Origin of the sequence: Marinobacter sp. JSM 1782161 (genome assembly GCF_011421605.1) — a bacterium.
GTDB lineage: Bacteria > Pseudomonadota > Gammaproteobacteria > Pseudomonadales > Oleiphilaceae > Marinobacter_A > Marinobacter_A bohaiensis.
This window is the reverse complement of the sequence record NZ_WSSA01000002.1, coordinates 328,454-353,341: the sequence shown is the minus strand read 5'-3', so window position 1 is coordinate 353,341 and position 24,888 is coordinate 328,454. Positions and strand designations below refer to the sequence as shown.

Here is a 24,888-nt window from a genome sequence, read left to right as displayed (position 1 = left end):
CCCTCTAAAAACAATAATAATTCCGTTTAGCAATATTCTCGATTTTCATGTTTAATGTCGCTTGAAGACGCCGTCCGCCACGCGGCAGAACGTCAAACACAAACTGTGAGCGGGAAGTTACGAAACCATGTCCATTCGCACTGCCGTTATTGCGCTGGCCACTGCGGCCTGCACCGCCGGTTCACTCCAGGCCAATGCCGCCGGCGAAGTCAACATCTATTCCTATCGCCAGCCCTACTTGCTGGAGCCCCTGCTGGAAGCCTTCACCCGGGAAACCGGTATCGAGACCAATGTGGTTTTTGCACGCGCCGGCCTGGCCGAGCGCCTGGAAAGAGAAGGCCGAAACAGCCCGGCTGACGTTGTGATGACGGTCGACATCTCGCGCCTGAGCGAACTGGTCGGGGGCAACCTCACCGCCGCCGTCGAGACCGACACCCTGACCGGAGACATTCCGGAGAACCTGCGCCACCCTGAAGGCAAATGGTACGGCCTGACCACCCGCGCGCGTCTGATCTTCGTATCCAAAGAGCGAGTGGAACCGGGCGCGATCAGCACCTACGAAGACCTGGCGGATCCCCAATGGGAAGGCCGCATCTGCACACGCAGCGGCAAGCACCCCTATAACGTCGCCCTGTTTGCATCGATGATCGCCCATCACGGTGAGCGTGAAGCGGAAACCTGGCTGGCCGGACTCAAGAATAACCTGGCCCGGCGGCCGCAAGGTGGCGACCGGGACCAGATCATGGCGATTTCCGAAGGCGTCTGTGACGTCGCCATCGGCAACAGCTACTACTACGGCAAGATGCTGGAGGACGAAAACCAGCGCCCGGCCGCCGAGTCGGTCAATCTGGTGTTCCCGAACGCCGAAGGGCGCGGCACCCACGTCAACGTCAGCGGCATGGCCCTGACCCAGAGCGCGCCCAACCGGGACAACGCCATCAAACTGATGGAATATCTCACCACGCCGGAAGCACAGAGCATTTACGCCAAGGTTAACTATGAGTACCCCGCCAACCCGGACGTGCCGCCGTCGGAAGCCGTTGCCTCCTGGGGCTACCTGAACCCGGACTCGCTTTCCCTGAACGAGATCGCCGCCAACCGGGAGGCTGCTGTCAAGATGGTTGACCGGGTCAACTACGATAACTGATGTCACACGCAAAACCGGCGGACGCCACCGTCCGCCGCTCCCGCCAGGGACGGTCATGAACCAGGCCGTCAAAGACCTTCAGCAACAGCCGCCCTCGCACATCCTCCGCTCCGGCGCGGCGCGGCGATGGGTGCTGTCGGCGGGGCTGACCACCGCCCTGGTGGCGCTGCCCGTGTTTGCCGTCCTCTACCTGGCGTTGTTCCCCGAGGACAACATCTGGCCGCACCTGATCAACACCACGCTGCCGCTGTACCTGTCCAATACCTTCCAGTTGATGCTCGGTGTTTCCCTGCTGACGTTGGTGATCGGCGTATCCACGGCCTGGGTGGTCACCATGTGCCAGTTCCCCGGCCGCCGCTTCTTCGAGTGGGCCCTGTTGCTGCCGTTCGCGGTACCGGCCTACGTCATCGCCTACGTGTACACCGATCTGCTCGACTACCCAGGGCTGGTTCAGTCGTGGATGCGGGACGCCTTCGGTTGGGAGAACGCATCGAACTACTGGTTCCCCAACATCCGCAGCCTGGGCGGCGCGGTGCTCATGATGGGGCTGGTGCTCTACCCCTACATCTACCTACTGGCTCGCGCGGCCTTCATGGAGCAGTCGCCCTCACTGTTTGCCGTCAGCCGCAGCCTGGGCCGGTCAGCCCTCGGGACTTTCTTCCGGGTGGTTCTGCCCATCGCCCGGCCGGCCATCGCCGTCGGCCTGTCGCTGGTGCTGATGGAAACCCTGAATGATTTCGGCACGGTGGACTTTTTTGCGGTCAACACCCTGACCGCCGGCCTGTTCGACACCTGGATGAACCTGGGCAACCTGGGCGGCGCCGCCCAGATCGCCACCGTCATGCTGGCCTTTGTGCTGATTCTGGTGACCCTGGAACGCTACTCCCGTCGACGCCAGCAACAATTCGCCGCCCGCGACCTGCGCGAGCCACTGCAGCGCTTTCGCCTGTCCCGCGGTCGTCAGGGGCTGTGCCTGCTGGTCTGCGCCCTGCCACTGCTGCTGGGTTTTCTGGTGCCGGCGCTGGTGCTGGGCTATTACGCTACGGAATATTTCGCCGAAAGCTGGACCGACGATTTTGTCGAGAACAGCCTCAACAGCCTGACGCTGTCCTCGCTGGCCGCCGTGTCGACGCTGATCATCGGCCTCCTGCTGGCGTACAGCCGCCGCCTGCACGATACCCCGGGCATGCGCCTGTTGATGCGACTGTCCAGCCTTGGCTATGCCATGCCCGGCGCGGTGCTTGCCGTTGGCGTTATCGTTCCCCTGGCAGCGTTCGACAACTGGTTCGACCTGCGCATGCAGAGCTGGTTCGACTGGAATTCCGGTCTACTGCTGAGCGGCACCGCCTTCGCCATCGTCTTCGCCTATACCGTCCGCTTCCTGGCGGTATCGGCAGGCAGCCTGGAAAGTGCACTGCAAAAGATTACGCCGAGCATGGACATGGCCTCACGCTCTCTGGGCATGCCGGCCGGCAGGACGCTGTTGCGGGTGCACCTGCCCATGCTGCGGGGAACCCTGATTACCGCTGCGCTGGTGGTGTTCGTGGATTGCATGAAGGAGCTGCCGGCCACACTGATCCTGCGACCGTTCAACTTCGAGACCCTGGCGACCTATGTCTACCAGTACGCGTCAGACGAAATGCTGCGCCAGAGCGGCCTGCCGGCGCTGGTTATCGTGTTGGCGGGGATTGTGCCGGTGATCCTGATGAGCCGATCGATCGGCCAGTCCAGGGAGTTCCAGTAGCGGACGGCATTCACTCCCGGACCACGACGAAGCGCCCGGAAAACGTCGCGGCGGGAAAGGCCGTACCGCCCTCTTCGGCAAAGATGGTCGACTCCAGCGTCACCCGGCCTTTACCCCGGCGTTCGATACTCCGTTCGAGACGCTCCAGGTCGTCCGATACGGGCAGCGCGCACTGGGCGTAGAAATCACTGCTGACGGGCAACCCGTAGTCCATGCTCCCGGATTGAACGACGACGCGGCAGTTCAGGTCGCGCTGAGCCAACCACAACTCCAACAGGGACCAGGCGGCGGTAACCGCAACGGCATACAGACTGCCACCGAAACCGGTCCCCTGATGGTTGTGGTTTTCCTCAAGCGGCGCGCGGACGCTCAGACGCTCGCCATCAAAATCCTCAAGCGTTACGCCGAGGGCCCTGGTTAGCGGTATCTGCTCGTGGATACGAGCCTGAAATGCGTCAAGATCGATCATCGCTGCGCCTCCTTTACCACCAGTCTAGGGCCCACCTCGAACACGCCCAATTCGACCAAAGGCTTGCGCCCCATAAATACTGTCATGACGACAGGACAACCGTCATCGGCTGTCGGCCCGCGCACCGGAAACGCAAGAGGGCTCCACACGGGAGCCCTCTTGCCGACAGGCTTCCACCTGACGCCGGGAAGTCTACTGCCAGATGACCGGCTGCTTCTCGTCGTACCAGCGATCCGCTTCCACTTTGTAGGCGTCCTCCACGACGTTGCGTTTGAGCTTTAGGGTAGGTGTCAGGAAATTGTTCTCGATGCTCCACTCATCCCGAACCACGGCGATGAATTTGAGGCGCTCGTGAGGATCCACCGCGCCGTTGACCTCATCGAGCAACGACTTGAAGCTGGTCTCCAGCTGCATCCGGAAAGCGTCGTCCGCGGTTTTGCGGTGAGCCTCCTCCGAGAGCATGACCAGGCAGTGGGGCTGAGGCTGATCCGCGCCGGAGACGCACACCATCTCGATATCGGGATGGCTCATCAGGCGGTTCTCGATGGGTGCCGGCGCCACGTATTTGCCCTTGCTGGTCTTGAAAATCTCCTTGATGCGGCCCGTCAGCCGCAGCCGCCCCTGCTCGTCGATCTCGCCCTTGTCGCCGGTACGCAGGTAGCCATCTTCGGTAAAGGCCTCGCGGGTTTTCTCCTCATCCCGGTAGTAGCCCATCATGGTAGCGGGGCTCTTGACCAGCACCTCGCCCTGATCGCTCAGTTTGACGTCCACGCCCGGCAACGCTTCGCCCACGTATCCGGTCCGGGCACGGCCGGGCTTGGTCATATGGGAATAGGCGAAATTCTCGGACATGCCGTAACCTTCGAGCAGCTCAAGCCCAAGGTCCCGGTACCAGTCGAGAATATCGTGCGACAACGGCGCCGACCCACTGCCGGCGAACTTGACGTGCTGCAACCCCAGTCCGGTCAGGATCTTCTTCTTGATCAGGCGGTTGAGAATCGGCACGCGCAGCAGACGCTGCAGCTTTTCCTGGGGCATTTTTTCGAACACACCGTGCTGGAACTTGGTCCAGATCCGCGGCACCGCCAGGAACAGTGTGGGCCGGGCTCGCTTGAGGTCCTCGACGAACGTGTCCAGAGACTCGGCGAAATAGATATGGAAACCGCGGTAGATCGAACCCAGCTCGACCACGAAACGCTCGAACACGTGGGACAGCGGCAGATAGGACAGCATGCGCTCGCTGGCCGTCACTTCCAGCGCTTCGACCCCGCCCAGAGAGGCAAACGCGAGGTTCTGGAAACTGAGCATCACCCCTTTGGGCCGGCCAGTGCTGCCGGACGTGTAGATGATCGTCGCCATCTCCTCCGGATCCCGCGTCACGTTTTCCTGCACGGGAGCGAACTCGGCAACGGTGTCGTCCCAGGTGGGGAAATCATTTTCCGGGCTCAGCGGGTAGGAAATGCAGTGGATCGAGGCCGGCACCCCGGGTTTCATCTGTTCCCAGTCGTCCAGTTTGCCCACGAACAACACTTCGCATCCGCTGTGTTCCAGGGTGTACTGAACGGTGTCCGCATTCAGCGTGGGATAGAGCGGCACCGACACGTGGCCCGCCATCCAGATCGCCCAGTCCGACATGATCCAGTGGGCGCAGTTCTTGGAAACAATCCCGATGCGGCTTTTCGCGGGCAGGTCGAGAGATTTGAGATAGGCCGCCATCCGGCGAGCCTCACCGACCGCCCGGCGCCAGGTGAAATCCACCACATGGCCGTCGCCCATGGGCTGAGACATGTAGACGTCACCGGCCTTGGCCGATTCCCAGTAATACAGCATTTCCAGGGGGAGTTTATTGTTGGTGTCCATGGAAGTTCCTTGTCTATTGTTATTGGAATTCACGTGTTCTTTGTCACGGTTTTGTCGCTGAACTGGACCACTGCAGTGCCGCTCCGCCCAATCACCGATGGTACCAACTGCAAGCGGCCCATTTGACGATAGACCGAATCCCCCGCCCGCTCAACCAGGTAGCGCGCCCAACGGACAAATTGTGACCATTTCCCGGCATGTTTCCTGAATTCCGGCCATAATGCCTGCACGTGGACTGACAGGAATGCCCCTATGTATGTATGCATTGACTGCCGCAAGGGTCTGATGGATCCGGTTTCGCACCTGGACGAACCCACCGCCACAGACCGTTTCCAGTGCAGCTATTGCGGCGCCCGCGCCACCATCCCGCCGCTGATGATCAGCCTGACCCAGATCGGCTCCTGCCTGCTCGGGCTGGGTTTCACCCTCTTCCTTTTGTTGCAGCACCTGGGCGCGGCATTAAAGGTGTTCCAACTGGGACTCAGTGGCAGCGTCACCCGGGATCTCCTGTTGGCGGGACTGGCCCTTGTGTTCGTTGGCGGTTTCACCTTCACCCTCTATAAAGCCCTGCGTAACCTCCGCACGCAGTTCCGCTACCGGCACCGCCACCCCGCCCACTGACGGCCTGCCGGGTGCGGCATCCCCGTAGGAGGCAATACCTACGGTTTGTGGTAGACTCCGCTCCCTTTCAGCGACCCCGCTTGTTGTATTTCATCGACCGATAAAAACCCATCACTAATAATGGACCGGGAGTATCAGCGCATGAACCGCTCTATCCTGAAAGCCCTCATTTCGGCCGGCCTCGTGTTGGCCGCCGGCGCTCTGCACGCGGAGCCCCGCACCGTGGCTGTCACCCAGATCGTCGAACACCCTGCCCTCGATGCCGTCTATGAAGGCGTCAAGGATGAGCTCTCCGAAGCCGGCTATAAGGAAGGCGAAGACGTGCGCTACGTCCACGAGAGCGCCCAGGCCAACACCGCGGTGGCTTCCCAGATCGCCCGCAAGTTTGTCGGCGAACAGCCGGACGTGATCGTGGCCATTGCCACGCCCTCCGCCCAGACCGTCGCCGCCGCGGCCCGCAACATCCCGGTGGTCTTCTCCGCCGTCACCGATCCGGTCGGCGCGCGTCTGGTCAAGAGCCTGGAGAAGCCCGGCGCCAACATCACCGGCATCACCGACATGCTGCCGCTGGACAAGCACCTGGACATGCTGCAGCGCGTAGTGCCTGACGCCAAGCGCATCGGCACCGTCTACAACCCCGGCGAGGCCAACGCCGTGGCACTGGTCGACCAGCTTGAGAAGAAGCTGGATGCGCGCGGCCTGATCCTGGTCAAAGCCGCCGCCACCAAAACCTCCGAGGTGCTGGGCGCGGCCCGTTCCCTGGTCGGCAAGACCGACGCCATCTATCTGACCACCGACAACACCGTGGTCTCAGCGGCCGAAGCCGTAATCTCCGTGGGTGAGCGCGCCAAGATCCCCGTCTTCGCCGCCGACACCGCCACCGTTTCCCGCGGTGCCATCGCCGCCCTGGGCTTCGACTACTACGACGTGGGCCGCCAGACCGGCAAGGTTGTCGGCCGCATCCTGGCCGGCGAGAACCCGGGCGACATCCCGGTCGGCGGGGTTGATGCCCTGTCGCTGTTCGTCAATCCCGAAGCCGCCAAGCGTATGGGCGTCGAACTGGCACCGGACGTCATTGCCGATGCCGAAGAAGTCGTGACCACCGAATAAAACAGCCGCAGGATCAACATGCTTAGTGAAATCGCCCTCTACGGGGCCTTCGAAACCGGGCTGATCTACGGTCTGGTTGCCTTCGGGATCTACCTGTCTTTCCGGGTACTCGATTTCCCCGACCTGACAGTGGACGGCAGCTTCCCGCTCGGGGCTGCCGTGTCCGCCGTGCTCATCATCGGCGGCTGGAACCCCTGGCTGGCCACCGCAGCGGCGATTCTCGCCGGCATGGCCGCGGGCGCCGTCACCGCCATCCTCAACGTGCGCCTGAAGATCCTCAACCTGTTGGCGTCGATCCTCACCATGATCGCGCTCTATTCGGTCAACCTGCGCATCATGGACCGCCCCAACATCGCCCTGCTGTCGGAAGACACGGTACTGACGCCCTGGTACGACCTGGGGCTGGCCTTCCACCAGGTACCGGTGATCCTGTTCCTGATCGTGGCTATCGTGGTCATGGTCCTGCTGTGGCGCTTCATGCAGTCGGAAGTCGGCCTGGCCATGCGGGCCACCGGAGCCAACCCGCGCATGGCCCGGGCACAGGGCATTGCCACCGGCTGGATGATCATCCTCGGCGTGGCCCTGTCCAATGGTCTGGTGGCCATGGCCGGCTCCCTCTTCGCCCAGAGCCAGGGCGCCGCCGACGTCACCATGGGCGTGGGCGTGATCGTGATCGGCCTGGCGTCACTGATCGGCGGTGAAGCCGTCCTGTCGCCGCGCTCCGTGTTCCGGGCGCTGCTGGCCTGCCTGATCGGCGCCATTCTCTACCGTCTGGCGATTGCCCTGGCCCTGAACGCCGACTTCATCGGCCTGAAGACCCAGGACCTGAACCTGATCACCGCGGTGCTGGTGACCCTGGCCATCGTGCTGCCGAATGCCCGGCATTCGGTGAAATCCTTCTTCGCCCGGAGCTGAGCCCATGATCAGCGCAGACAACCTCAAGCTCACCTTTGGCAAGGGCACGCCGCTGGAAAACCCGGCGCTGCGCGGCCTGAGCCTGACCGTTAACCAGGGCGAGTTCGTCACCGTAATCGGCAGCAATGGCGCCGGCAAGTCCACCTTCCTCAATGCCTTGTCCGGCGAAGTCCTAGTGGACAGCGGCCGCATTGAGGTGGACGGCAAGGACGTCACCCGCCTGCCCACCCACAAGCGTGCCGACCGGGTGGCGCGGGTGTTCCAGGATCCCCTGGCCGGCACCTGCGAAAACCTGACCATCGACGAGAACATGTCGCTTGCGATCAAGCGTGGCATGCCCCGCGGCCTGGGCGCGGCGGTCAAATCCCGCTACCGCAAGCGCTTCCGCGATGGCCTGGCCAGCCTCAACCTGGGTCTGGAAGACCGCCTGGGGGACAAGATGGGGCTGCTGTCCGGCGGACAGCGCCAGGCGGTGAGTCTGCTGATGGCCAGCCTTAACCCGTCCAGCATCCTGTTGCTGGACGAGCACACGGCCGCACTGGACCCGCGCACGGCCTCGTTCGTGCTGGACCTGACCACCCAGATCATCGACGAGCAGAAGAAAACGGCGCTGATGGTCACCCACAGCATGAAACAGGCCCTGGAAGTCGGCGATCGTACGGTCATGCTGCACCAGGGGCAGGTGGTGTTCGACATTGCGGGCAATGAGCGCCAGGGCTTGACGGTCAGCGACCTGCTCCAGCTGTTTGAGAAACAGCGCGGCATCGAAGTCACCGACGACAGCCTGTTGCTGGGCTGAATCCGCCTATGCGGGCCAGCGTCGCCTCGGCGTCGGCCCGCATGCCCCCATTCCGCTGCGCTTCTTTCTGGCAAATCGGCGCCCGCGCCCGCTACACCCCAGCCCCTGGACAGGACACGATGGCGCCGGTTGCGATCGGAGCAGCGGACACAATATGTAGTAGCCGCGACCTGGCGGAAAGGAACCCCAAACCTCCCTGGTTTGCAAGTATCGCTGCATTGATTTTTATTTTTCTCCGGCACGATCCGATAGTTTCCGCTTCCTTCACAGACCACAATATCCTGTTATACTCTCCCGAAAACGACCGATATATTGGGTTTTTCTCCACCAACCCAATACTAGCCGACACGATTCGACGCCCGCTCTCTCGACGCCAAACAGCGTCGCAGCAGGCTTTCAGGGGCGTCGAGCGATGGTCCGGAGTGTCGCGCAGGCAGACACCAGATGTAGTGATCAGGATTTAGCCAGGGAAGCACTCCCTGGACGGGGTCAGGCTGACAGCAGCCTGAAGCAGAGAACATTCGGAGCTTTGAGGGCGGCAATGAACGCAAAAGTACAGGAACTCATGAACACCATTCCCATGCAGGATGCTTCGCTGGATATCTGGAATTCCAAATACCAGCTGAAAACCAAGAGTGGCGATCCGGTGGACGCCACGATCGAGGAAACCTATGCGCGCGTTGCCCGCTCCCTGGCGGACGTGGAAACCAGCAAGGCGAAACGGGAAAAGTATTTCAAGGAGTTCCTGTGGGCCCTGCAGAACGGTGCCATCCCGGCCGGCCGCATAACCTCCAATGCTGGCGCCGAAGCGCACAAACCGGCCACGTCGACCATTAACTGCACCGTTTCCGGCAGCATCAACGACTCCATGAATGACATCCTGGAGAAGAACCACGAAGCCGGCCTGACCCTGAAAGCCGGTTGCGGTATCGGCTACGAGTTCTCCACGCTGCGCCCGAAAGGCGCCTACGTGGCCGGTGCTGGCGCCACCACGTCCGGCCCGCTGTCGTTCATGGATATCTTCGACCGCATGTGCTTCACCGTGTCCTCCGCCGGTGGCCGCCGCGGCGCCCAGATGGCGACCTTCGACGTGCACCACCCGGACGTGATCGACTTTATCCAGGCCAAGCGTGAAGACGGCCGCCTGCGTCAGTTCAACCTGTCCCTGCTGATCACCGAGGACTTCATCGAGGCGGTCAAGAACGGCGACGACTGGCACCTGTCCTTCCCGGTTACCGAGCAGGAAGCCGAGGCGGAAGGCCTGGACCTGACCGATACATCCAGCTTCGTCTATCGCGACTTCCCGATCCAGGAGAGCTACGTCTGCAACAGCGAAGGCAAGGTCGCCTGCCGGATCTACAAGACGGTCAAGGCCCAGTTCATCTGGGACAGCATCATGACCTCCACCTACGATTACGCCGAACCGGGCTTCATCCTGATCGACAAGGTCAACCAGATGAACAACAACTGGTTCTGCGAGGACATCCGCGCCACCAACCCGTGTGGCGAGCAGCCGCTGCCGCCTTACGGCAGCTGCCTGCTGGGCTCGGTCAACCTGACCAAGTTCGTGGACTACCCGTTCACCGACAAGGCCAGCTTCAACTACGAGAAATACCGCCAGGTCGTGGGTACCTTCACCCGCATGCTGGACAACGTGGTTGAGATCAACGGCCTGCCGCTGGAAGAGCAGCGTCACGAGATCCGCTACAAGCGCCGCCACGGCATGGGCATCCTGGGTCTGGGCTCCACCCTGGCCATGCTGCGCATGCCGTATGGGTCCGACGAATCCGTGGCCTTCACCGAGGAAGTCGTGCGCGAGATGGCCGTGGAAGGCTGGCGCCAGTCTCTCGCCCTGGGCGAGGAAAAAGGCCCGGCACCGATTATGATCGACGAGTTCGAAGTCACCGGTAAGATGCTGGCCAAGTGCCCGCAGATGCGCGAAGACGGCTACAAGGAAGGCGACAAGGTGCCTGGCCGCATCCTCCACGCCAAATACAGCCGCTACATGCAGCGCATCGGCGAGGTGGAGCCGGAGCTGATCACCAAGCTGGCCGAGAAAGGCGGTCGCTTCACGCACCACACGTCGATCGCGCCGACCGGTACCATCAGCCTGTCCCTGGCCAACAACGCCAGCAACGGCATCGAGCCGAGCTTCTCGCACCACTACGCGCGTAACATCATCCGCGAAGGCCGCAAGACCAAAGAGAAAGTGGACGTTTTCTCCTACGAGCTGCTGGCCTACCGCCACCTGATCAACGCGAAGGCCATGCCCTTCTCGGACGACCAGGAAGCCAAGCTGCCGGACTACTTCACCACATCCGACGACGTGACGCCGACGCAGCACGTGGACATCCAGGGCGCCGCCCAGAAATGGGTAGATTCCTCGATTTCCAAGACGGCCAATGTGCCGACAGACTTCCCGTACCCGGACTTCAAGGACATCTACATGTACGCCTACGAGAAGGGTCTCAAGGGCTGCACGACATTCCGCTTCAACCCGGAAGCCTTCCAGGGCGTCCTGGTCAAGCAGAAAGACCTGGAGAACACGGTTTACGAATTTACTCTGGATGACGGTTCCAAGGTGAGCCTGAAGGGCCACGAAGAGGTGGAGTACGACGGTGAGGTCCACACCGCCGCCAACCTGTTCGACGCCCTCAAAGAAGGCACCTACGGCAAGTACTGATCCGTCACCACAGCACAGGACACAGAAAGATGACTGTTAAGATTGAAAAGAACATCGTGGGCTACCGGGTCGCCAAGGCCGGGGAAGACGCCCCGAAGAGCAACGAGGCCGCCGAATCCGCGCAGGATAATGCGCCGATCGAGATGAACGAGCACATCGAGCGCCCGGATTTCCTGTTGGGAACCACCTACAAGATCAAGCCGCCGGTGGCCGAGCACGCGATGTACATCACCATCAACGACATCCTGCTCAATGAGGACACGGACCACGAGAGCCGTCAGCCGTACGAAGTGTTCATCAATTCCAAGTCGATGGAGCACTTCCAGTGGGTCATCGCCCTTACCCGCGTCATTTCCGCGGTGTTCCGCAAGGGTGGCGATGTGACCTTCCTGGTGGAGGAGCTGCGCTCGGTGTATGACCCGAACGGCGGTTACTTCAAGAAAGGCGGCGTCTTCATGCCGTCCCTGGTGGCCGAGATCGGCGCCGTGATCGAGAAGCACATGAAGGCCATCGGCCTGATCGAAAGCGACGAGATGAGCGACGTCACCAAGCGCGTTCTGGCCGAGAAGCGGGCGGAGTTCGAATCGCGCCAGTCCGCCAATAACGAAGACAGCGGCGGCGGGGACTACCCGGCCAACGCCACCATGTGTGGCAAGTGCAACACCAAGGCGGTCATCGTTATGGATGGCTGCGCCACCTGCCTGTCCTGTGGCGACAGCAAGTGCGGCTGATCTGAGTCGCACCGCCACAAACGAGAAAGCCACCCGAGGGTGGCTTTTTTGTTGCTAGGCGTTTTGTTGCTAGGCGTTTTGTTGCTCGCGGGACACTAAAAACGGAACTCCTCCCGCATCGACACCGGAAAAATCCGCGGCTCGACCTCCAGCGCGACGCCGTAACGGGCCTGGACATCGTCGCGGATACGCGAGGCCAGCCCCAGTAATTCCCCGCCCTGTCCGTCACCATGGTGCACCAGTACCAGGGCCTGACGATTGTGGACACCAACGTGGGCGTCACGATGACCTTTCCAGCCACACTGGTCGATCAGCCAACCCGCGGCGAGTTTGGCACTGTCCTCGCCAACATAGGCCACGATGTCGGGAAAGCGCTGTCGCAGGGATTCGAACTGCTCCAACGACACCACCGGATTCTTGAAGAAGCTGCCGGCGTTGGGCAGGAAATCCGGGTCCGGCAGCTTGCGGCTGCGCACCTGGATCACGGCCTGGGCCACGTCTTCGGCGGTGAGCGCGTCAATGGCCTGACCGTCAAAGAATTCTTCCAGATCCCGGTAGCCGAGTCTCAACGGCGCCCGCTTGGACAGACGCAGACGCACTTTCAGGACCACATAACGCTCCGGCTGGCGCTTGAACAGACTATCGCGGTAGCCAAAGGCGCACTCTTCGCACGTCAGTACGCGCTCGGCGCCCTGCTCCCGGTCCCAGACGCTCACATCGACCAAGGCGTGGGACAGTTCCACACCGTAGGCGCCAATGTTCTGAATCGGCGCCGCCCCCACCGTGCCGGGAATCAGCGCCAGGTTCTCAAGGCCGCGATAGCCCGAACGCACCGAGTACATCACCGTTTCGTGCCAGTTCTCGCCGGCGCCCACTTCCAGGATCGCGGAACCATTATCCACGCCGCTCCAGCAGCGCCCGCCGAGGGACACACGCAACACCAGTCCCGGGAAATCCCCGGCCAGTACCAGATTGCTGCCGCCACCAAGCAGGAGCACCGGGAGATCCTGTCGATCCGCCCAGTCCAGTGCACGACGCAGTTCGGTCACATCACCGGCGCGCGCGTACCAGGCCGCTTCGGCCGGGAGCCGCAGTGTGTTACGGGACTGCAGGCTCACGTTGGCGGCCGGTTCAAACGGCTTCCCGGTCAAAGCCGGTGCTCCCGGATGTGATCGATCAGGCCGTCACAGGCCGACTCCACCAGGTCGAGCACAAATTCGAAGCCGTCGCCGCCACCGTAATAGGGATCGGGCACCTCATCGACCGGGCTGTCGCCGGCGTAGGTCAGGAACAGCTCGGGCTGGGTGCGTCGTGAACTGGCCAGGCTGCGACTTCGGGCCAGGTTGTCGCGATCCATCACCAGCACATAGTCAAAATGATCCAGATCCGCCGATTTCAACTGGCGGGCGCGAATGGTCGACAGGTCGTATCCGCGCTTGCCGGCGGCCGCCATGGCGCGCTCGTCGGGCGGCTCGCCGATATGCCAGGCGCCGGTGCCGCAGGAATCGATCTCGATAGAGTCGGCAAGACCGGCCTGCTCCACCCGGGCCTGGAAAACACCATGCGCCGTCGGCGAGCGGCAGATATTGCCCATGCAGACGAACAGTACGCGGACCGGATCAGGCATCCTGCTCAACCTCCAGCAGGCCGTCGGCAAAGGCGCGGCGTAACCGCTCCAGGTCGTCAGGGGTATCCACACCGCCGGCAGGCCGTTCGGAGGCCACGTCCACGTGAATGCGAGCACCGTTTTCCAGAGCGCGCAGCTGCTCCAGCGACTCAGCCTGTTCCAGTGGTGACGCCGGCCAGCGCACGAAGTCGTGCAGCAGGCGCACCCGGTAGCCGTAGATGCCGATATGCCGCAGGTACCGAATGCCGGTCGGCATACCGGCCGCCGCGGCGCCGGCCAGATCGGGCCAATGCTCGCGCGCCCAGGGCACCGGCGCGCGGCTGAAGTAGAGTGCGAACCCGTCCAGGCCGCGAACAACTTTCACCACATTGGGGTTGAGCGCCAGTTCGGGGGATTCAACGGACTCGCACAGGGTCGCGATGTCCGCGTCCGGGTAGCGCTCCAGGTTCTGGGCCACCTGGTTGATCAGCACAGGCGGAATCAGCGGCTCGTCCCCCTGCACGTTGACCACACGCTCCTCCGGGCCGAAGCCCAGGGTGTCGGCCACTTCCTGCAGTCGGTCGGTGCCCGAGGCATGATTGGCGGCGGTCATCACCACTTCCGCCCCGAAACCTTCGGCAGCGGTGGCGATGCGCTCGTCGTCGGTGGCGATGATCACCCGGCCGGCCTCGCTCTCACAGGCACGGTTATAAACATGCTCGATCATCGTTTGCCCGCCGATTTCCAGCAGCGGCTTACCCGGCAGACGGGTCGACGCATAGCGGGCGGGAATGACTACGGTAAAAGACATGGTCGTTCCTGACTCGGTGGTGTTGCGGATTCGCCCGGGACCAGTCTGTGACCGGCCCCGGACCGCCCTAGCGCTTTTCCAGGCGCTCGTCGGTGGTCAAGGTGCGGGCCTCGACGGCCAGCATCACCGGGATCCCCTCACGGATGGGAAAGGCCATCCCGTCGGGCCGGCAGATCAACTCCTCCCGGTTCTCGGTCAGGTGCAGCTCACCCTTGCACACCGGACAGGCCAGCATGGCTACCAGTTTCTTGTCCATATTCGTTTCTCTCACTGTCAGGCCGGACGCTGGACCAGAGCGGCCAGACGCTGATCCAGCCAACTCCAGAAAGCATCCGGCAAGGTGGCGCGAACTTCAAGCGACCAGCAGTCGGCATCGGCCAGTTCCCGACATTTTACGGCGTCCTTGGCGGTCATGACCAATGCCTGTTGCGGTTGTCGCTGGAGATCGCGCGCCTCAAAGGTGTGATGATCCGGCAGCGGGTGACCGTCGACCCGGGCCCCGAGGGCTTCCAGGGCCTGGAAAAACCGCTGCGGGTTGCCAATACCGGCCACGGCCGCCACCGAGCGCCCCTGCAACCAGTCCACCGGCACCCGCTCACCGCTGACCAGATTTTTCAGGTGCACCGACTGGAACTGCATGACCGCCGTCTGGGAATGATGAATGCCCGCCACCGGACTGCCGTTGAACACTACGGCATCGACGTCAGCCAGGCGTTCCGGCCCTTCACGCAGCGGGCCCACAGGAATCGGGGCCCCGTTGCCCAGCCCGCGCTGACCGTCGAACACCGCGATTTCGAGATCGCGCCCCAGGGCATAGTGCTGCAGGCCGTCATCGCAGACCAGGATGTCCGCCAATCCTTCATCATGGGCCCAGACAGCGGCCCGGGCACGCCTGGGATCGACAACCACCGGCACCCCGGCCTGCTCCAACAGCATCCGGGGCTCATCGCCACTGATGCTGGCCGGCGTATCGCGGGTGACTTCCAGGGGATAGCGATCGGACTTGCCACCATAACCCCGGCTGACAATCGCCGGCCGCCAGCCGGCCTGTCGCAGATGATCGACGAGCGCCAGTGTCAGGGGGGACTTGCCGGTGCCGCCGGCGGTGATGTTGCCCACGACGATGACGGGGATCGGCGGCCGAGCCGACGCCTTGTGACCGTCAGCATAGGCCTGCCGCCGACGCCGACTGACCCAGCGGTAGAGCCAGGCCAGTGGCCACAGGAACCAGAGCGGCCGCCCGGCTCCATACCAGAGGCGCTGGATCATGGTGTTCAGCCGGCCTCGGCAAAGTTGGTCTGGTGCAGCTGGGCGTAGATACCGCCCTGCTCCAGCAACGCCTCGTGGTTGCCGGATTCCACGATCTGGCCATTGTCCATCACCAGGATGCGGTCAGCCTTCTCGATGGTCGACAGCCGGTGCGCGATGACCAGCGTGGTACGCCCCTTCATCACCACATCCAGGGCCTCCTGGATATGCCGCTCGGACTCGGTGTCCAGCGCCGAGGTGGCCTCATCCAGAATCAGGATCGGGGCATCCTTGAGCAACGCCCGGGCAATGGCGAGACGCTGGCGCTGACCGCCGGACAGCATCACGCCGTTGTCGCCGATCAGGGTGTCCATGCCTTCCGGCATGCGATCAATGAACTCCAGCGCGTGGGCCTTGGCGGCGGCCTCGCGGATTTCCTCGCGGCTGCAGTCTCGCAGCGCGCCGTAGGCAATATTTGCGGCGATACTGTCGTTGAACAGCACCACGTTCTGGGTCACCAGGGCGATCTGTCGACGCAGCGCTTCCAGACTGAAATCGGTCAGGGGAACACCGTCAATCAGGATGTCGCCACCAGTGTATTCATAGAATCGCGGCAACAGGCTGACCAGGGTGGACTTACCACTGCCTGAGCGCCCCACCAGAGCCACACTCTGGCCCTGCGGAATCTCCAGATCGATGCCCTTGAGAACGTCATCCAACTGGTCGCGGTAGCGGAAACGCACGTCACGCAGGCTGATATCGCCCTTGACGCGTTCCGGCGCGAAGGTGCCCGTGTCGTTTTCCGGCACCTCGTCGATCGTCTCGAACACATCGTGTGCCGCCGCCACGCCTTTCTGGATTTTGGCGTGCACCGACGTGACCTGACGGATGGGCTTGGCCATGGTGGTCGCCGCAGTGATGAAAGCGACCAGTTCGCCGGTGGTCATGCCGCCCCGAATCTCAGGCGCCAGCATGACCCACACCAGCGCGGCAATGGACAGCGCCACCAGGATCTGGATCACCGGCACACTGATCGCCTGGGTGGAGGCCATTTTCAGGCTCTGGTTCAGATTGCGACCGCTGACGGCATAGAAACGATCGCGCTCGTAGCCTTCACCACCGAAAATCCGTACCACGCGATAGCCGCCGATCGACTCGGACGCCACATGGGTAATGTCCCCCATGGAACCCTGGATACGGCGGCTCAGTTTGCGGAAGCGCTTGCTGGCGTAGCTCACCACGAAACCGATCACCGGCCCCAGGGCGACAAAAATCAGCGTCAACTTCCAGTTGGTATAAAGCATGAAGCTCATCAGGCCGATGATGGTCAGCCCTTCGCGCAGGGTGATGGTCACCGCGCTGGTGGTGGCATCGGCCACCTGCTCGACGTTGAAGGTCAGCTTGGACACCAGGTGCCCGGAGGAATGGTCGTCAAAAAAACGCGAAGGCAGCTTGAGCAGGCGGTCAAACACCTGGTTACGCAGGGCATTGACCACGTGCCGGCCAACGTAGTTGATGAAGTACTGGCCCAGAAAAGTCCCCAGCCCGCGCAGAGCGAACACGCCCACGATCATCCCGGTCAGCAGCATGCGATTCTGGTCGGTCGGGTTCTCAATGGCGTTGATGACGTATTCCATGGCCGCCGCCATGCCAGTGGACGCAGCGGCGTAGATCATGTTGCCGAACACGGCGAGGGAGAAGGCGACCCAGAAGGGCTTAACGTAGGACAGCAGACGCTTGTACGTCTGCCAGTTGGATGCGGAGTCCGCTGTCATAGTCGGGTTCCGTTAAGATGGTCGGTCTGTACACGCGCCCCGGCGGTACGCCAGGGCACTGGATTTATTCGCCATCCGAGGGACGTTCGGTGGTGATACTGAGTTTGACGAAACCCAGTCGGCCAGCCACGTCCATCGCCCGGACAACGTATTCGTGGGGGGTCTGGGCATCGGCCGTGATGATGAACGGCAGCTTGGAGTCGCCTCCCGACACATCCTTCACGGCTTTCTGCAGTGTGTCGCGCTGGTTGTTGACCAGGCGGCGGTCATTGACCGAATACTGCCCTTCGGCATTGATCACCACATCCACCTGCTCGACCGGGGCTTCCGACACCTTGCCGTCCGCTTCAGGCAGGTCCACCTGCAGATGACTCTCCCGAGTGAAGGTGGTCGACACCATGAAGAAAATCAACAGCAGGAACACGACGTCGATCAGCGGGGTCAGGTCAACGCCGACTTCCTGGCTTCTCTGGCGCTTGAACTTCACGACGCTCAAGCTCCCTCTACGTCAATTTCGCGGTCACCGTGGACCACTTCCACCAACTTGATGGCTTCCTGCTCCATGCTCACCACCAGCGCATCGACACGGCGGATGAAGTAGCGGTGGAAGATCAGGGCGGGAATCGCCACGCTCAGGCCCGCGGCGGTGGTCATCAGCGCCTCGGAAATCCCTCCGGCCAGGTTGCCGGCGTTGCCGACGCCGGCCAACTGGATCTCGGCAAACACCTTGATCATGCCGATCACCGTGCCCAACAGACCCAACAGCGGCGTGATCGTGGCCACGGTACCCAGCGGATTGAGGAAACGCTCAAGGTCGTGAATGACCTGGCTGGCCTCTTCCTCGATGCTTTCCTTCATGATCTCGCGACCGTGCTTGGCGTTCATCAGGCCACCGGCCAGAACGCGGCCCATCGGGGAGGAACCTTGCAGGGCTTTGAGCTTGCGCGCGTTCAGCTCCTTTTTCTTGATCCAGCGCCACAGTTCGTTGATGGTTTCCTGTGGTGCCACGCGGGATTCGCGCAAGGACCAGAATCTTTCGAGAATGATAGCCAGGGCGAGGATGGAACACGCAACAATCGGCACCATGATGATGCCACCCGCCTGAAGAAGCTCTAACACGCTTTATCTCCCTGATAATGAACAGCCGCGCGCTACTTTAGCACAGGCCGCCCCGCGCGCCACACCCTGGCGGGACCTTCATCGTATAGCGTCTGTAAACGGTTCGACCCAGAACGGGACGTCGCTGCGCCAGGGGGTGACCTGAACGCCGGACTCCGACAGCCGGATTCTTACCGCCCCGGCCGTCGCCGTGTTGAACAGACGCGCCCCGGCAGCCCGATAACGCTGCACCACTTCCGGGGCCGGATGGCCGTAAGGGTGATGGTAACCGGCGGCGAACACCACCACGTCAGGCGCCAGCGCCCGGATCCAGGCCTCGCTGGACGATGTGGCGCTGCCATGATGCGGCGCCACCAGAATCGTACGGCTGCGGGCCTCATCGCGATGCTGCGCCAGCCAACGCCGTTCCTCCTCCGCCGTCAGGTCGCCGGGCAGCACGACCCGCCAGCCGTCGCGCTGGATAACCAGCACACAGGACGACGCGTTGCCGGGTTCCGCCTGCGCATCCCGCCAGAAGGACAGTCTGGCCTGCCCCAGTTGACCGCTTCCGTGACAGGGTCCAATCGCGCGATGATGCCGTTCGATGCGGTCAGTCACCCGTCCGGGCTCACCGCTGATAAACCGGTCGCTGGACACCTTATCCAGCAGATCATCCAGGCCGCTGGCGTGATCGGCATCGCCGTGGCTGATCACCAGCCAGTCCAGCCTGCCGATACCCAGCGCCCGGTAGACCGGCAACAACACCGACTCGACCGCCGTATAGCCGGATGCCGAGCCGGGCCCGGAATCGTATTGCAGCACCCGGGCGCCCTCGCGATAGGTGACGGCCAGCCCCTGCCCCACATCCCAGACCCAGAGCTCCGGTTCCATTATGCGGTCGTTGGCGGCGGGTGCCGACGTGCGACCCGGCACCACGCAACCGGCAATCGCAAACACCGCTACGCAGAACAGGCCGGCGCGCGCGGGCCAGCGGAGCGGCAACAGCGCCACCACCGCCAGCGAGGCAAGCAGCACCGCCAGTGGCAGCGGTACAGCAACGGGCTCCGGGGCAATTGCCGCCACCCACGACAGCCATTGCATCAGCGCTTGCAGGCAGGCATCGATCACCAGCCCGGCCCAGCCCGCCAGAGGTGCCACCGCCAAAGCAATTAGAGCCCCCGCCAACGCCACCGGCAGAACCAGCACCGACACCAGCGGAATGGCCACCAGATTGGCCAGCCAACCCAGCGGCGCCATCGGCAATCCGGCCAGCGCCATCACCGGCAGCAATCCCGCCACCACCACGAACTGAGCCTGCAACAGCCCCTGCAAGCGACCGGCAGGCGCCACCCGGCCCACAAACACCAGGATCAGACTGGCTACCGCGCCGAAAGACAGCCAGAAACCACCGTCCAGCGGTGCTAACGGGTCGATCAGCAGCACAAAACAGAGGGCACAGAGCCAGGCCGTCCAGGCTCCGGACAGCCGAGCCCTGACGTACAGCACCGACGCCACCACGGCCATGACCAGCGCCCGCTGCGTGGGCACGGTAAATCCGGCGGCCAGGGCATAAGCCAGACACCCCAGAAGCACCCCGGCCGCCCGTACCCATCGCTGGCGCCGGGCGTCTGATCCGCGGCCGGACAGGCGGCGCTGAACCAGCCCGAATAGCCCGCCGACCAGCATGCCAACCAGACCGATGTGCAACCCGGAAATAGCGATCAGGTGGGAAGTGCCGGTGGCCTTGAACAGGTCCCAGTCAGCGGGCGTCAGCCGCCCCCGCTCGCCCAGCAGCAGCGCTTCCAGCAACCGGTATTCGTCCATGCCGCCCAGGCGGTCCCGTAGAGTCCCGGCGAGATCCTCGCGCAGGGTGTGGTAGCGGCACGTCAGCCAGCAGGGAACATCGGCTTCGCGCCACTCACGGACGCTGCCCGTCGCATCGTATCCGTGCCGGAAAAGCCAGGTTTCGTAACGGAAGCCAGCCGGATTAACCGCGCCATGGGGGCGCTTCAGGCGAACACTCAATTGCATCCGCATGGGAAGGTCGGGTGGCGGGTCCTCGTCGTAGAGCGCCAGACGGAGACGTTTGGGAGCAGTGGTCACCGACGGCGGTTGTGCGACCCACCCGGTCACGCAGAAATCGAAGCGAAGACTGTCGTAGGCGCCGGGCGACACCAGGCTGCAGCGATAACCCTGGACCTGCCAGACGCTGTCTTCCATACTCGCCGGCAATCGCGAATCGATGCGTGCGCCAGCGTGCCACCCGGCCCAGGCCAGGCCGAAGGCCAGTCCCAACACCCAGGGCGCAATCCGGCGGCAACGGTGCCCAATCCGCCAAAGGCCGATGCCCATGATCGCGGCAATTACGAAGACCGGCCACGGTGGTATTTCGTCAAGGCTATACAGTAAGATTACGCCGCCCGCGAACGCCGTCATCCAGACTCGCACGGTGAAACTCCCGGGCAATCCTTGCCCCTTCATCCATAATAACGGCAGAGTTGACCCTCAGAAGGTCATTTGCCAACGACGGAAGACGACCGACAATCACGCCATGCCGAAACGGTTCATAAAACGGCACATGCCCACGCCGGAGAAAATCAGGGAGATGAAGGCCCTGCATTTTCTGGGCGACGTATTGCATGAGCCCAACCTGTGGCACATCAACCGCCACGCGGTCAGTCGCGCTTTCCTGGTTGGCGTGTTCTTCTGCTTTATCCCGATGCCGTTCCAGATGGTCGCGGCCGGCTTCTTTGCGATCTGGTTCAACGCCAACCTGCCGCTGTCAATCATCCTCGTCTGGATCAGCAACCCGCTGACCATGCCGCCGATGTTCTATTTCAACTACAAGGTAGGCGCCTGGCTGCTGGGCCGTCCGGTTCTCGACTTCGAGTTCCACCTGTCGTGGCACTGGCTCTGTGAGCGCCTGATCGACATCGGCGTGCCGCTCTACTTCGGGTCGATCGTGATGGGCGTTATCGGCGCCTGCATCAGCTACCTGCTGATCCAGTTCCTGTGGCGGAGAAAAGTACGGGGCGACTGGCGCAAACGCCGTGACCTGCGCCAGTCGGCCTGAGCGATCAATCGACCTCGACCAGGCGCCCCTCTTCCAGTCGCAACACCCGTCCCAGTTGGCGCGCGATGCCCATGTCGTGGGTCACCACCACGAAGGCGATTCCCAAGTCATCCCGCAATGATTCGATCAGGTGCTGCACTTCGCGAGCGGTATGCTCATCCAGATTGCCGGTCGGCTCATCCATCAGCACGCATTCCGGTTCGTTGACCAGCGCCCGGGCAATGGCCACACGCTGACGCTCCCCGCCGGACAGCTCACCAGGCTTGTGTTCCAGCCGGCTGCCGAGGCGCACCTGTTCGAGAATCCGTGTGGCCTTGCGACGCGCCTCGGACATGGACTGCCCCGCCAGCGCACAGGGCATCATGACGTTTTCCAGCGCCGTGAATTCAGGCAACAGGTGATGGAACTGGTAGACAAAGCCAAGCTGGCGATTGCGAAACTTCGCCCGAACCTTCTCCCGCATGGCGTGAATATCGGCGCCACAGATCGAAATGTGCCCGGAGGATGGCTTGTCGAGACCGCCCAGGAGGTTGAGCAGCGTGGTTTTACCCGCGCCGCTGCTACCCACGATGGCCACCGTCTCCCCGGCGGACACTTCCAGGGAAATGTCGGAGAAGATGGTCAGGGTTTCCGGTCCCTGCCGGTAAGACCGGGTAATGGTCTGACAGTCGATAACCAGCGGTGCTTCGGCCGCTTGCGTGGATGGTACCGCATTACTCATAGCGCAAAGCCTCCGCCGGATCGACACGGGACGCACGCCATGCCGGATAAATGGTTGCCAGTAAGGCCATGATCAGGCCCGACCCGCTGATAATGAACACGTCTTCCCATTCTAGCTGGGAAGGCAGGTAACTGATGAAGTACACGTCCGGACTCAGGAACTTGTGACCCATTACGCCTTCGAGCCAACTGATGATGGCGCTGATGTTCTCGGCACCGAGGATGCCCAGCACCGTGCCCACCAGCACGCCGACCACGCCGATGATCGCGCCCTGCACGATAAAGATGCGCATGATGCGTCCGGGGGTGGCCCCCATGGTGCGCAGGATGGCGATGTCGGCGGTCTTGTCGGTCACCACCATGACCAGGGTCGACACCACGTTGAAGGCCGCCACGGCGACGATGAACATCAGCAGCAGGCCGATCATGGTCTTCTCCATCCGGATGGCCTGGAACAGGTTGCCGTGGGTGCGGGTCCAGTCGGACACGTAGTAGCGCCCCCCCAGACTGCGCGCGACCCGCTCAGCCACACCGGGCGCCTTGAACAGGTCGGACACCAGCAGTCGCACGCCCTGGGCCTTGCCCCCGGTGCGCATCAGCTTGGCGGCATCGTCCATGTGGATCAGGGTATAGTTGCCGTCCAGCTCGGCACCGACACTGAAGACGCCCTTGACGGTAAACCGCTTCAGTCGCGGCAACACCCCGGCCGGGGTGATCGACGCCTCGGGCATGACAACGGTGACCTTGTCGCCGATGCCCACCCGCAGGCTCGACGCCAGCAGACGACCGATAATAATGCCGAACTCGCCGGACTTGAGATCGTCCAGCGAACCCTGCTGCATGTGCTTGTCGATGATCGACACCTGGCGTTCTTCGTCCGGCACGATGCCGTTGAGCAGGATGCCGTGGACGTTCCCGGAGCCGGTCATCATGCCCTGCCCGCGGATGAACGGCGCCGCCGCCAGGACATCGGGATCCTCGGTGGCCATGCGATCCAGCCGCTGCCAGTCATCGACAGTGCTCTGCCCCTGGATCGTGGCGTGCGGCACCATGCCCAGGATCCGGTTCTGCAACTCGCGGTCAAAGCCGTTCATCACCGACAGCACAATGATCAGCAGGGCGACGCCCAGCATCAGGCCCAGCATCGAGGTCAGCGAGATGAAGGAGATGAAATGATTACGTCGCTTGGCCGCGGTGTACCGCAGACCGATGGAAAAGGTTAAGGGTTTGAACATTAATGAGGGCCTACCACTTCCCTGAAGTCCGTGCTGTTAACCGCCCCAACGGATCGGTCCAGCTGTTAAACTTGAATCGTGCTTACCGTTTGGGGTCCGGAAACCCGGTTGCGGGCCCGCAAGCATCTACCAGTGCCAACCCACAGCCAACCGACAGGAAGTACGAGGTGCAAGGCATGGCTCCGAACGCAAGCGATGATCGCCGCGAATACTACCGAATCCAGGATCACATCGGCCTGGAGGTCCGCCCACTGGAACCGGATCCGCCGGAAGATACGACGCGTCCCTTCGACCCTGACCACCTGGCGGCACTGCATTCCGAGCTGCGCCGGGTCGACCAGGATGTGCGCAATCAGCTCGCCAGCCTGGCGGAAAAAGATCGCCTGCTCGCCAACTTGCTGAAATCCCTGAACACCAAGGTCGACACGCTGGCGCGCATTATGGCCTTTGAGCAAAATCCGTTGCAACCGCAGCAATGGCGGGATGTGACGCTCAGTGAGGGGGGCATCGCCTTTCCCCTGGCCGATGCGGCGTTTTCACCGGGCGACGCCATCGCCGTCCGAATGACCCTGCCACCGGAACTTTACCGTCCGGTTGCCGTGGCCGAAGTCGTCTCGATTCGCGAGGATCCCGAAGGCGCACCCTGGGCCCACGCCGATTTCCGCCAGATTGACGACGCCGACCGCCAGCAGATTGCCCGCCACGTCATGCGCTGGCAGGTCCGCCAGCGGAAACGGGAACGGGTCGACATTGCCGACGACCCGGCCCATACCGGGTAAGCGCAAACGTTTCTTGGGACCTTAACCTGTAGTACTGTTGGCCTGATAATAAATTTACGTAACCAAAACAACGCGTAGCAGTAGCAAGCAGTCACTGAGGAAATCGCATTCATGGACAGACATTCAAAGCATGGGCAACGTCGCACAATGGCTCGGGCCACCATGGCTCTGGTGGCCGGCGGCCTGTTGTGGGGCGCCGCCGGTAGCGTCGCCGCCGATGAGCTCAAGACACCGGTCATGCAGCAGGGCGCGGACCGTAAGCAGGTGCAGATGCCCCGTCACGGCCAGCCCCAGCAGCAGGTGCAGAGCGACTACGGCCAGCCACAGACCGTCAAGGGGCCGGTGGGCGATCCGCCCATCACACAATGGGTCTACGACGATTTCGTGGTTTATTTCGAATACGACCATGTCATCCATTCGGTAAAAAAGCCCGAATAACAACGGTGGGGCGATCGTAAAACCCG

24 protein-coding genes are annotated in these 24,888 nt (G+C 62.6%); 11 read left to right on the top strand and 13 right to left on the bottom strand.

What is annotated here, in order from left to right:
• Positions 1–127 precede the first annotated feature (127 nt).
• A complete protein-coding gene (locus tag GQB00_RS01555) occupies positions 128–1,147 on the top strand; it encodes a Fe(3+) ABC transporter substrate-binding protein (protein WP_165854992.1) in 1,020 nt (339 codons plus the stop codon).
• A gap of 55 nt (positions 1,148–1,202) precedes the next feature.
• The gene (locus tag GQB00_RS01550) at positions 1,203–2,891 is read left to right on the top strand and encodes an ABC transporter permease (protein ID WP_165854991.1); all 1,689 of its coding nucleotides are present in this window, start codon (positions 1,203–1,205) and stop codon (positions 2,889–2,891) included.
• Between the two features lie 10 nt (positions 2,892–2,901).
• Here GQB00_RS01550 and GQB00_RS01545 read toward each other — a convergent pair whose 3' ends face one another.
• Positions 2,902–3,360 (bottom strand): YiiD C-terminal domain-containing protein, encoded by a 459-nt coding sequence (locus GQB00_RS01545; RefSeq protein ID WP_111496439.1) that lies wholly within the window; start codon positions 3,358–3,360, stop codon positions 2,902–2,904.
• A 192-nt stretch (positions 3,361–3,552) separates the two neighbouring features.
• Complete coding sequence (locus GQB00_RS01540; RefSeq protein ID WP_165854990.1) at positions 3,553–5,220, bottom strand: AMP-binding protein; 1,668 nt, start codon at positions 5,218–5,220, stop codon at positions 3,553–3,555.
• Positions 5,221–5,472: 252 nt separating this feature from the next.
• Between GQB00_RS01540 and GQB00_RS01535 the strand changes: the two genes are divergently transcribed.
• From GQB00_RS01535 to GQB00_RS01510, 6 genes are all read left to right on the top strand, one after another.
• Complete coding sequence (locus tag GQB00_RS01535; RefSeq protein ID WP_111496441.1) at positions 5,473–5,841, top strand: hypothetical protein; 369 nt, start codon at positions 5,473–5,475, stop codon at positions 5,839–5,841.
• A 141-nt stretch (positions 5,842–5,982) separates the two neighbouring features.
• Complete coding sequence (locus GQB00_RS01530) at positions 5,983–6,951, top strand: ABC transporter substrate-binding protein (protein WP_165854989.1); 969 nt, start codon at positions 5,983–5,985, stop codon at positions 6,949–6,951.
• An 18-nt stretch (positions 6,952–6,969) separates the two neighbouring features.
• Positions 6,970–7,866 carry an ABC transporter permease gene (locus GQB00_RS01525; RefSeq protein ID WP_111496443.1) on the top strand — a complete coding sequence of 299 codons (897 nt, stop codon included), beginning with the start codon at positions 6,970–6,972 and terminating at the stop codon, positions 7,864–7,866.
• 4 nt (positions 7,867–7,870) lie between these two features.
• Positions 7,871–8,665 carry an ABC transporter ATP-binding protein gene (locus tag GQB00_RS01520; RefSeq protein WP_165854988.1) on the top strand — a complete coding sequence of 265 codons (795 nt, stop codon included), beginning with the start codon at positions 7,871–7,873 and terminating at the stop codon, positions 8,663–8,665.
• 541 nt (positions 8,666–9,206) lie between these two features.
• The gene (locus GQB00_RS01515; protein ID WP_165854987.1) at positions 9,207–11,348 is read left to right on the top strand and encodes an adenosylcobalamin-dependent ribonucleoside-diphosphate reductase; all 2,142 of its coding nucleotides are present in this window, start codon (positions 9,207–9,209) and stop codon (positions 11,346–11,348) included.
• A 29-nt stretch (positions 11,349–11,377) separates the two neighbouring features.
• On the top strand, positions 11,378–12,079 hold the full coding sequence (locus tag GQB00_RS01510) for an NrdJb (RefSeq protein ID WP_165854986.1): 702 nt from the start codon (positions 11,378–11,380) through the stop codon (positions 12,077–12,079).
• 95 nt (positions 12,080–12,174) lie between these two features.
• Here the strand turns inward: GQB00_RS01510 and murB are convergent, their stop codons facing one another.
• From murB to GQB00_RS01465, 9 genes are all read right to left on the bottom strand, one after another.
• The gene (gene murB / locus GQB00_RS01505; RefSeq protein ID WP_165854985.1) at positions 12,175–13,230 is read right to left on the bottom strand and encodes a UDP-N-acetylmuramate dehydrogenase; all 1,056 of its coding nucleotides are present in this window, start codon (positions 13,228–13,230) and stop codon (positions 12,175–12,177) included.
• Positions 13,227–13,706 (bottom strand): low molecular weight protein-tyrosine-phosphatase, encoded by a 480-nt coding sequence (locus tag GQB00_RS01500; RefSeq protein WP_165854984.1) that lies wholly within the window; start codon positions 13,704–13,706, stop codon positions 13,227–13,229. Before GQB00_RS01500 ends, murB begins: the two co-directional genes overlap by 4 nt.
• Complete coding sequence (gene kdsB, locus GQB00_RS01495; protein ID WP_111496449.1) at positions 13,699–14,496, bottom strand: 3-deoxy-manno-octulosonate cytidylyltransferase; 798 nt, start codon at positions 14,494–14,496, stop codon at positions 13,699–13,701. Before kdsB ends, GQB00_RS01500 begins: the two co-directional genes overlap by 8 nt.
• 67 nt (positions 14,497–14,563) lie before the next feature.
• Positions 14,564–14,752, bottom strand: coding sequence for a Trm112 family protein (locus GQB00_RS01490; RefSeq protein WP_111496450.1), 189 nt, complete (start codon positions 14,750–14,752; stop codon positions 14,564–14,566).
• Between the two features lie 17 nt (positions 14,753–14,769).
• Positions 14,770–15,765 (bottom strand): tetraacyldisaccharide 4'-kinase, encoded by a 996-nt coding sequence (gene lpxK / locus GQB00_RS01485; RefSeq protein ID WP_165854983.1) that lies wholly within the window; start codon positions 15,763–15,765, stop codon positions 14,770–14,772.
• A gap of 5 nt (positions 15,766–15,770) precedes the next feature.
• Complete coding sequence (msbA, locus tag GQB00_RS01480) at positions 15,771–17,519, bottom strand: lipid A export permease/ATP-binding protein MsbA (RefSeq protein WP_111496452.1); 1,749 nt, start codon at positions 17,517–17,519, stop codon at positions 15,771–15,773.
• A gap of 64 nt (positions 17,520–17,583) precedes the next feature.
• Positions 17,584–18,006 (bottom strand): ExbD/TolR family protein, encoded by a 423-nt coding sequence (locus GQB00_RS01475; RefSeq protein WP_111496453.1) that lies wholly within the window; start codon positions 18,004–18,006, stop codon positions 17,584–17,586.
• Between the two features lie 5 nt (positions 18,007–18,011).
• Complete coding sequence (locus GQB00_RS01470; RefSeq protein WP_111496454.1) at positions 18,012–18,638, bottom strand: MotA/TolQ/ExbB proton channel family protein; 627 nt, start codon at positions 18,636–18,638, stop codon at positions 18,012–18,014.
• A 78-nt stretch (positions 18,639–18,716) separates the two neighbouring features.
• On the bottom strand, positions 18,717–21,053 hold the full coding sequence (locus GQB00_RS01465; protein ID WP_228276719.1) for a DNA internalization-related competence protein ComEC/Rec2: 2,337 nt from the start codon (positions 21,051–21,053) through the stop codon (positions 18,717–18,719).
• Between the two features lie 169 nt (positions 21,054–21,222).
• On the opposite strand from GQB00_RS01465, the gene GQB00_RS01460 reads away from it, so the two are divergent.
• Entirely contained in the window at positions 21,223–21,690 is a 468-nt protein-coding gene (locus GQB00_RS01460; RefSeq protein ID WP_228160579.1) for a DUF2062 domain-containing protein, read from the top strand.
• Positions 21,691–21,694: 4 nt separating this feature from the next.
• Here GQB00_RS01460 and lolD read toward each other — a convergent pair whose 3' ends face one another.
• Together lolD and GQB00_RS01450 are read right to left on the bottom strand one after the other, a co-directional pair.
• Positions 21,695–22,411 carry a lipoprotein-releasing ABC transporter ATP-binding protein LolD gene (lolD, locus tag GQB00_RS01455; RefSeq protein ID WP_111496457.1) on the bottom strand — a complete coding sequence of 239 codons (717 nt, stop codon included), beginning with the start codon at positions 22,409–22,411 and terminating at the stop codon, positions 21,695–21,697.
• A complete protein-coding gene (locus tag GQB00_RS01450) occupies positions 22,404–23,645 on the bottom strand; it encodes a lipoprotein-releasing ABC transporter permease subunit (RefSeq protein ID WP_111496458.1) in 1,242 nt (413 codons plus the stop codon). Before GQB00_RS01450 ends, lolD begins: the two co-directional genes overlap by 8 nt.
• A 176-nt stretch (positions 23,646–23,821) precedes the next feature.
• Between GQB00_RS01450 and GQB00_RS01445 the strand changes: the two genes are divergently transcribed.
• Positions 23,822–24,424: a PilZ domain-containing protein gene (locus GQB00_RS01445; protein WP_165854981.1), complete on the top strand. Its 603-nt coding sequence runs from the start codon at positions 23,822–23,824 to the stop codon at positions 24,422–24,424.
• Between the two features lie 111 nt (positions 24,425–24,535).
• Positions 24,536–24,862, top strand: a complete 327-nt coding sequence (locus tag GQB00_RS01440; protein WP_228276644.1) for a hypothetical protein — start codon at positions 24,536–24,538, stop codon at positions 24,860–24,862.
• Positions 24,863–24,888: the final 26 nt, after the last annotated feature.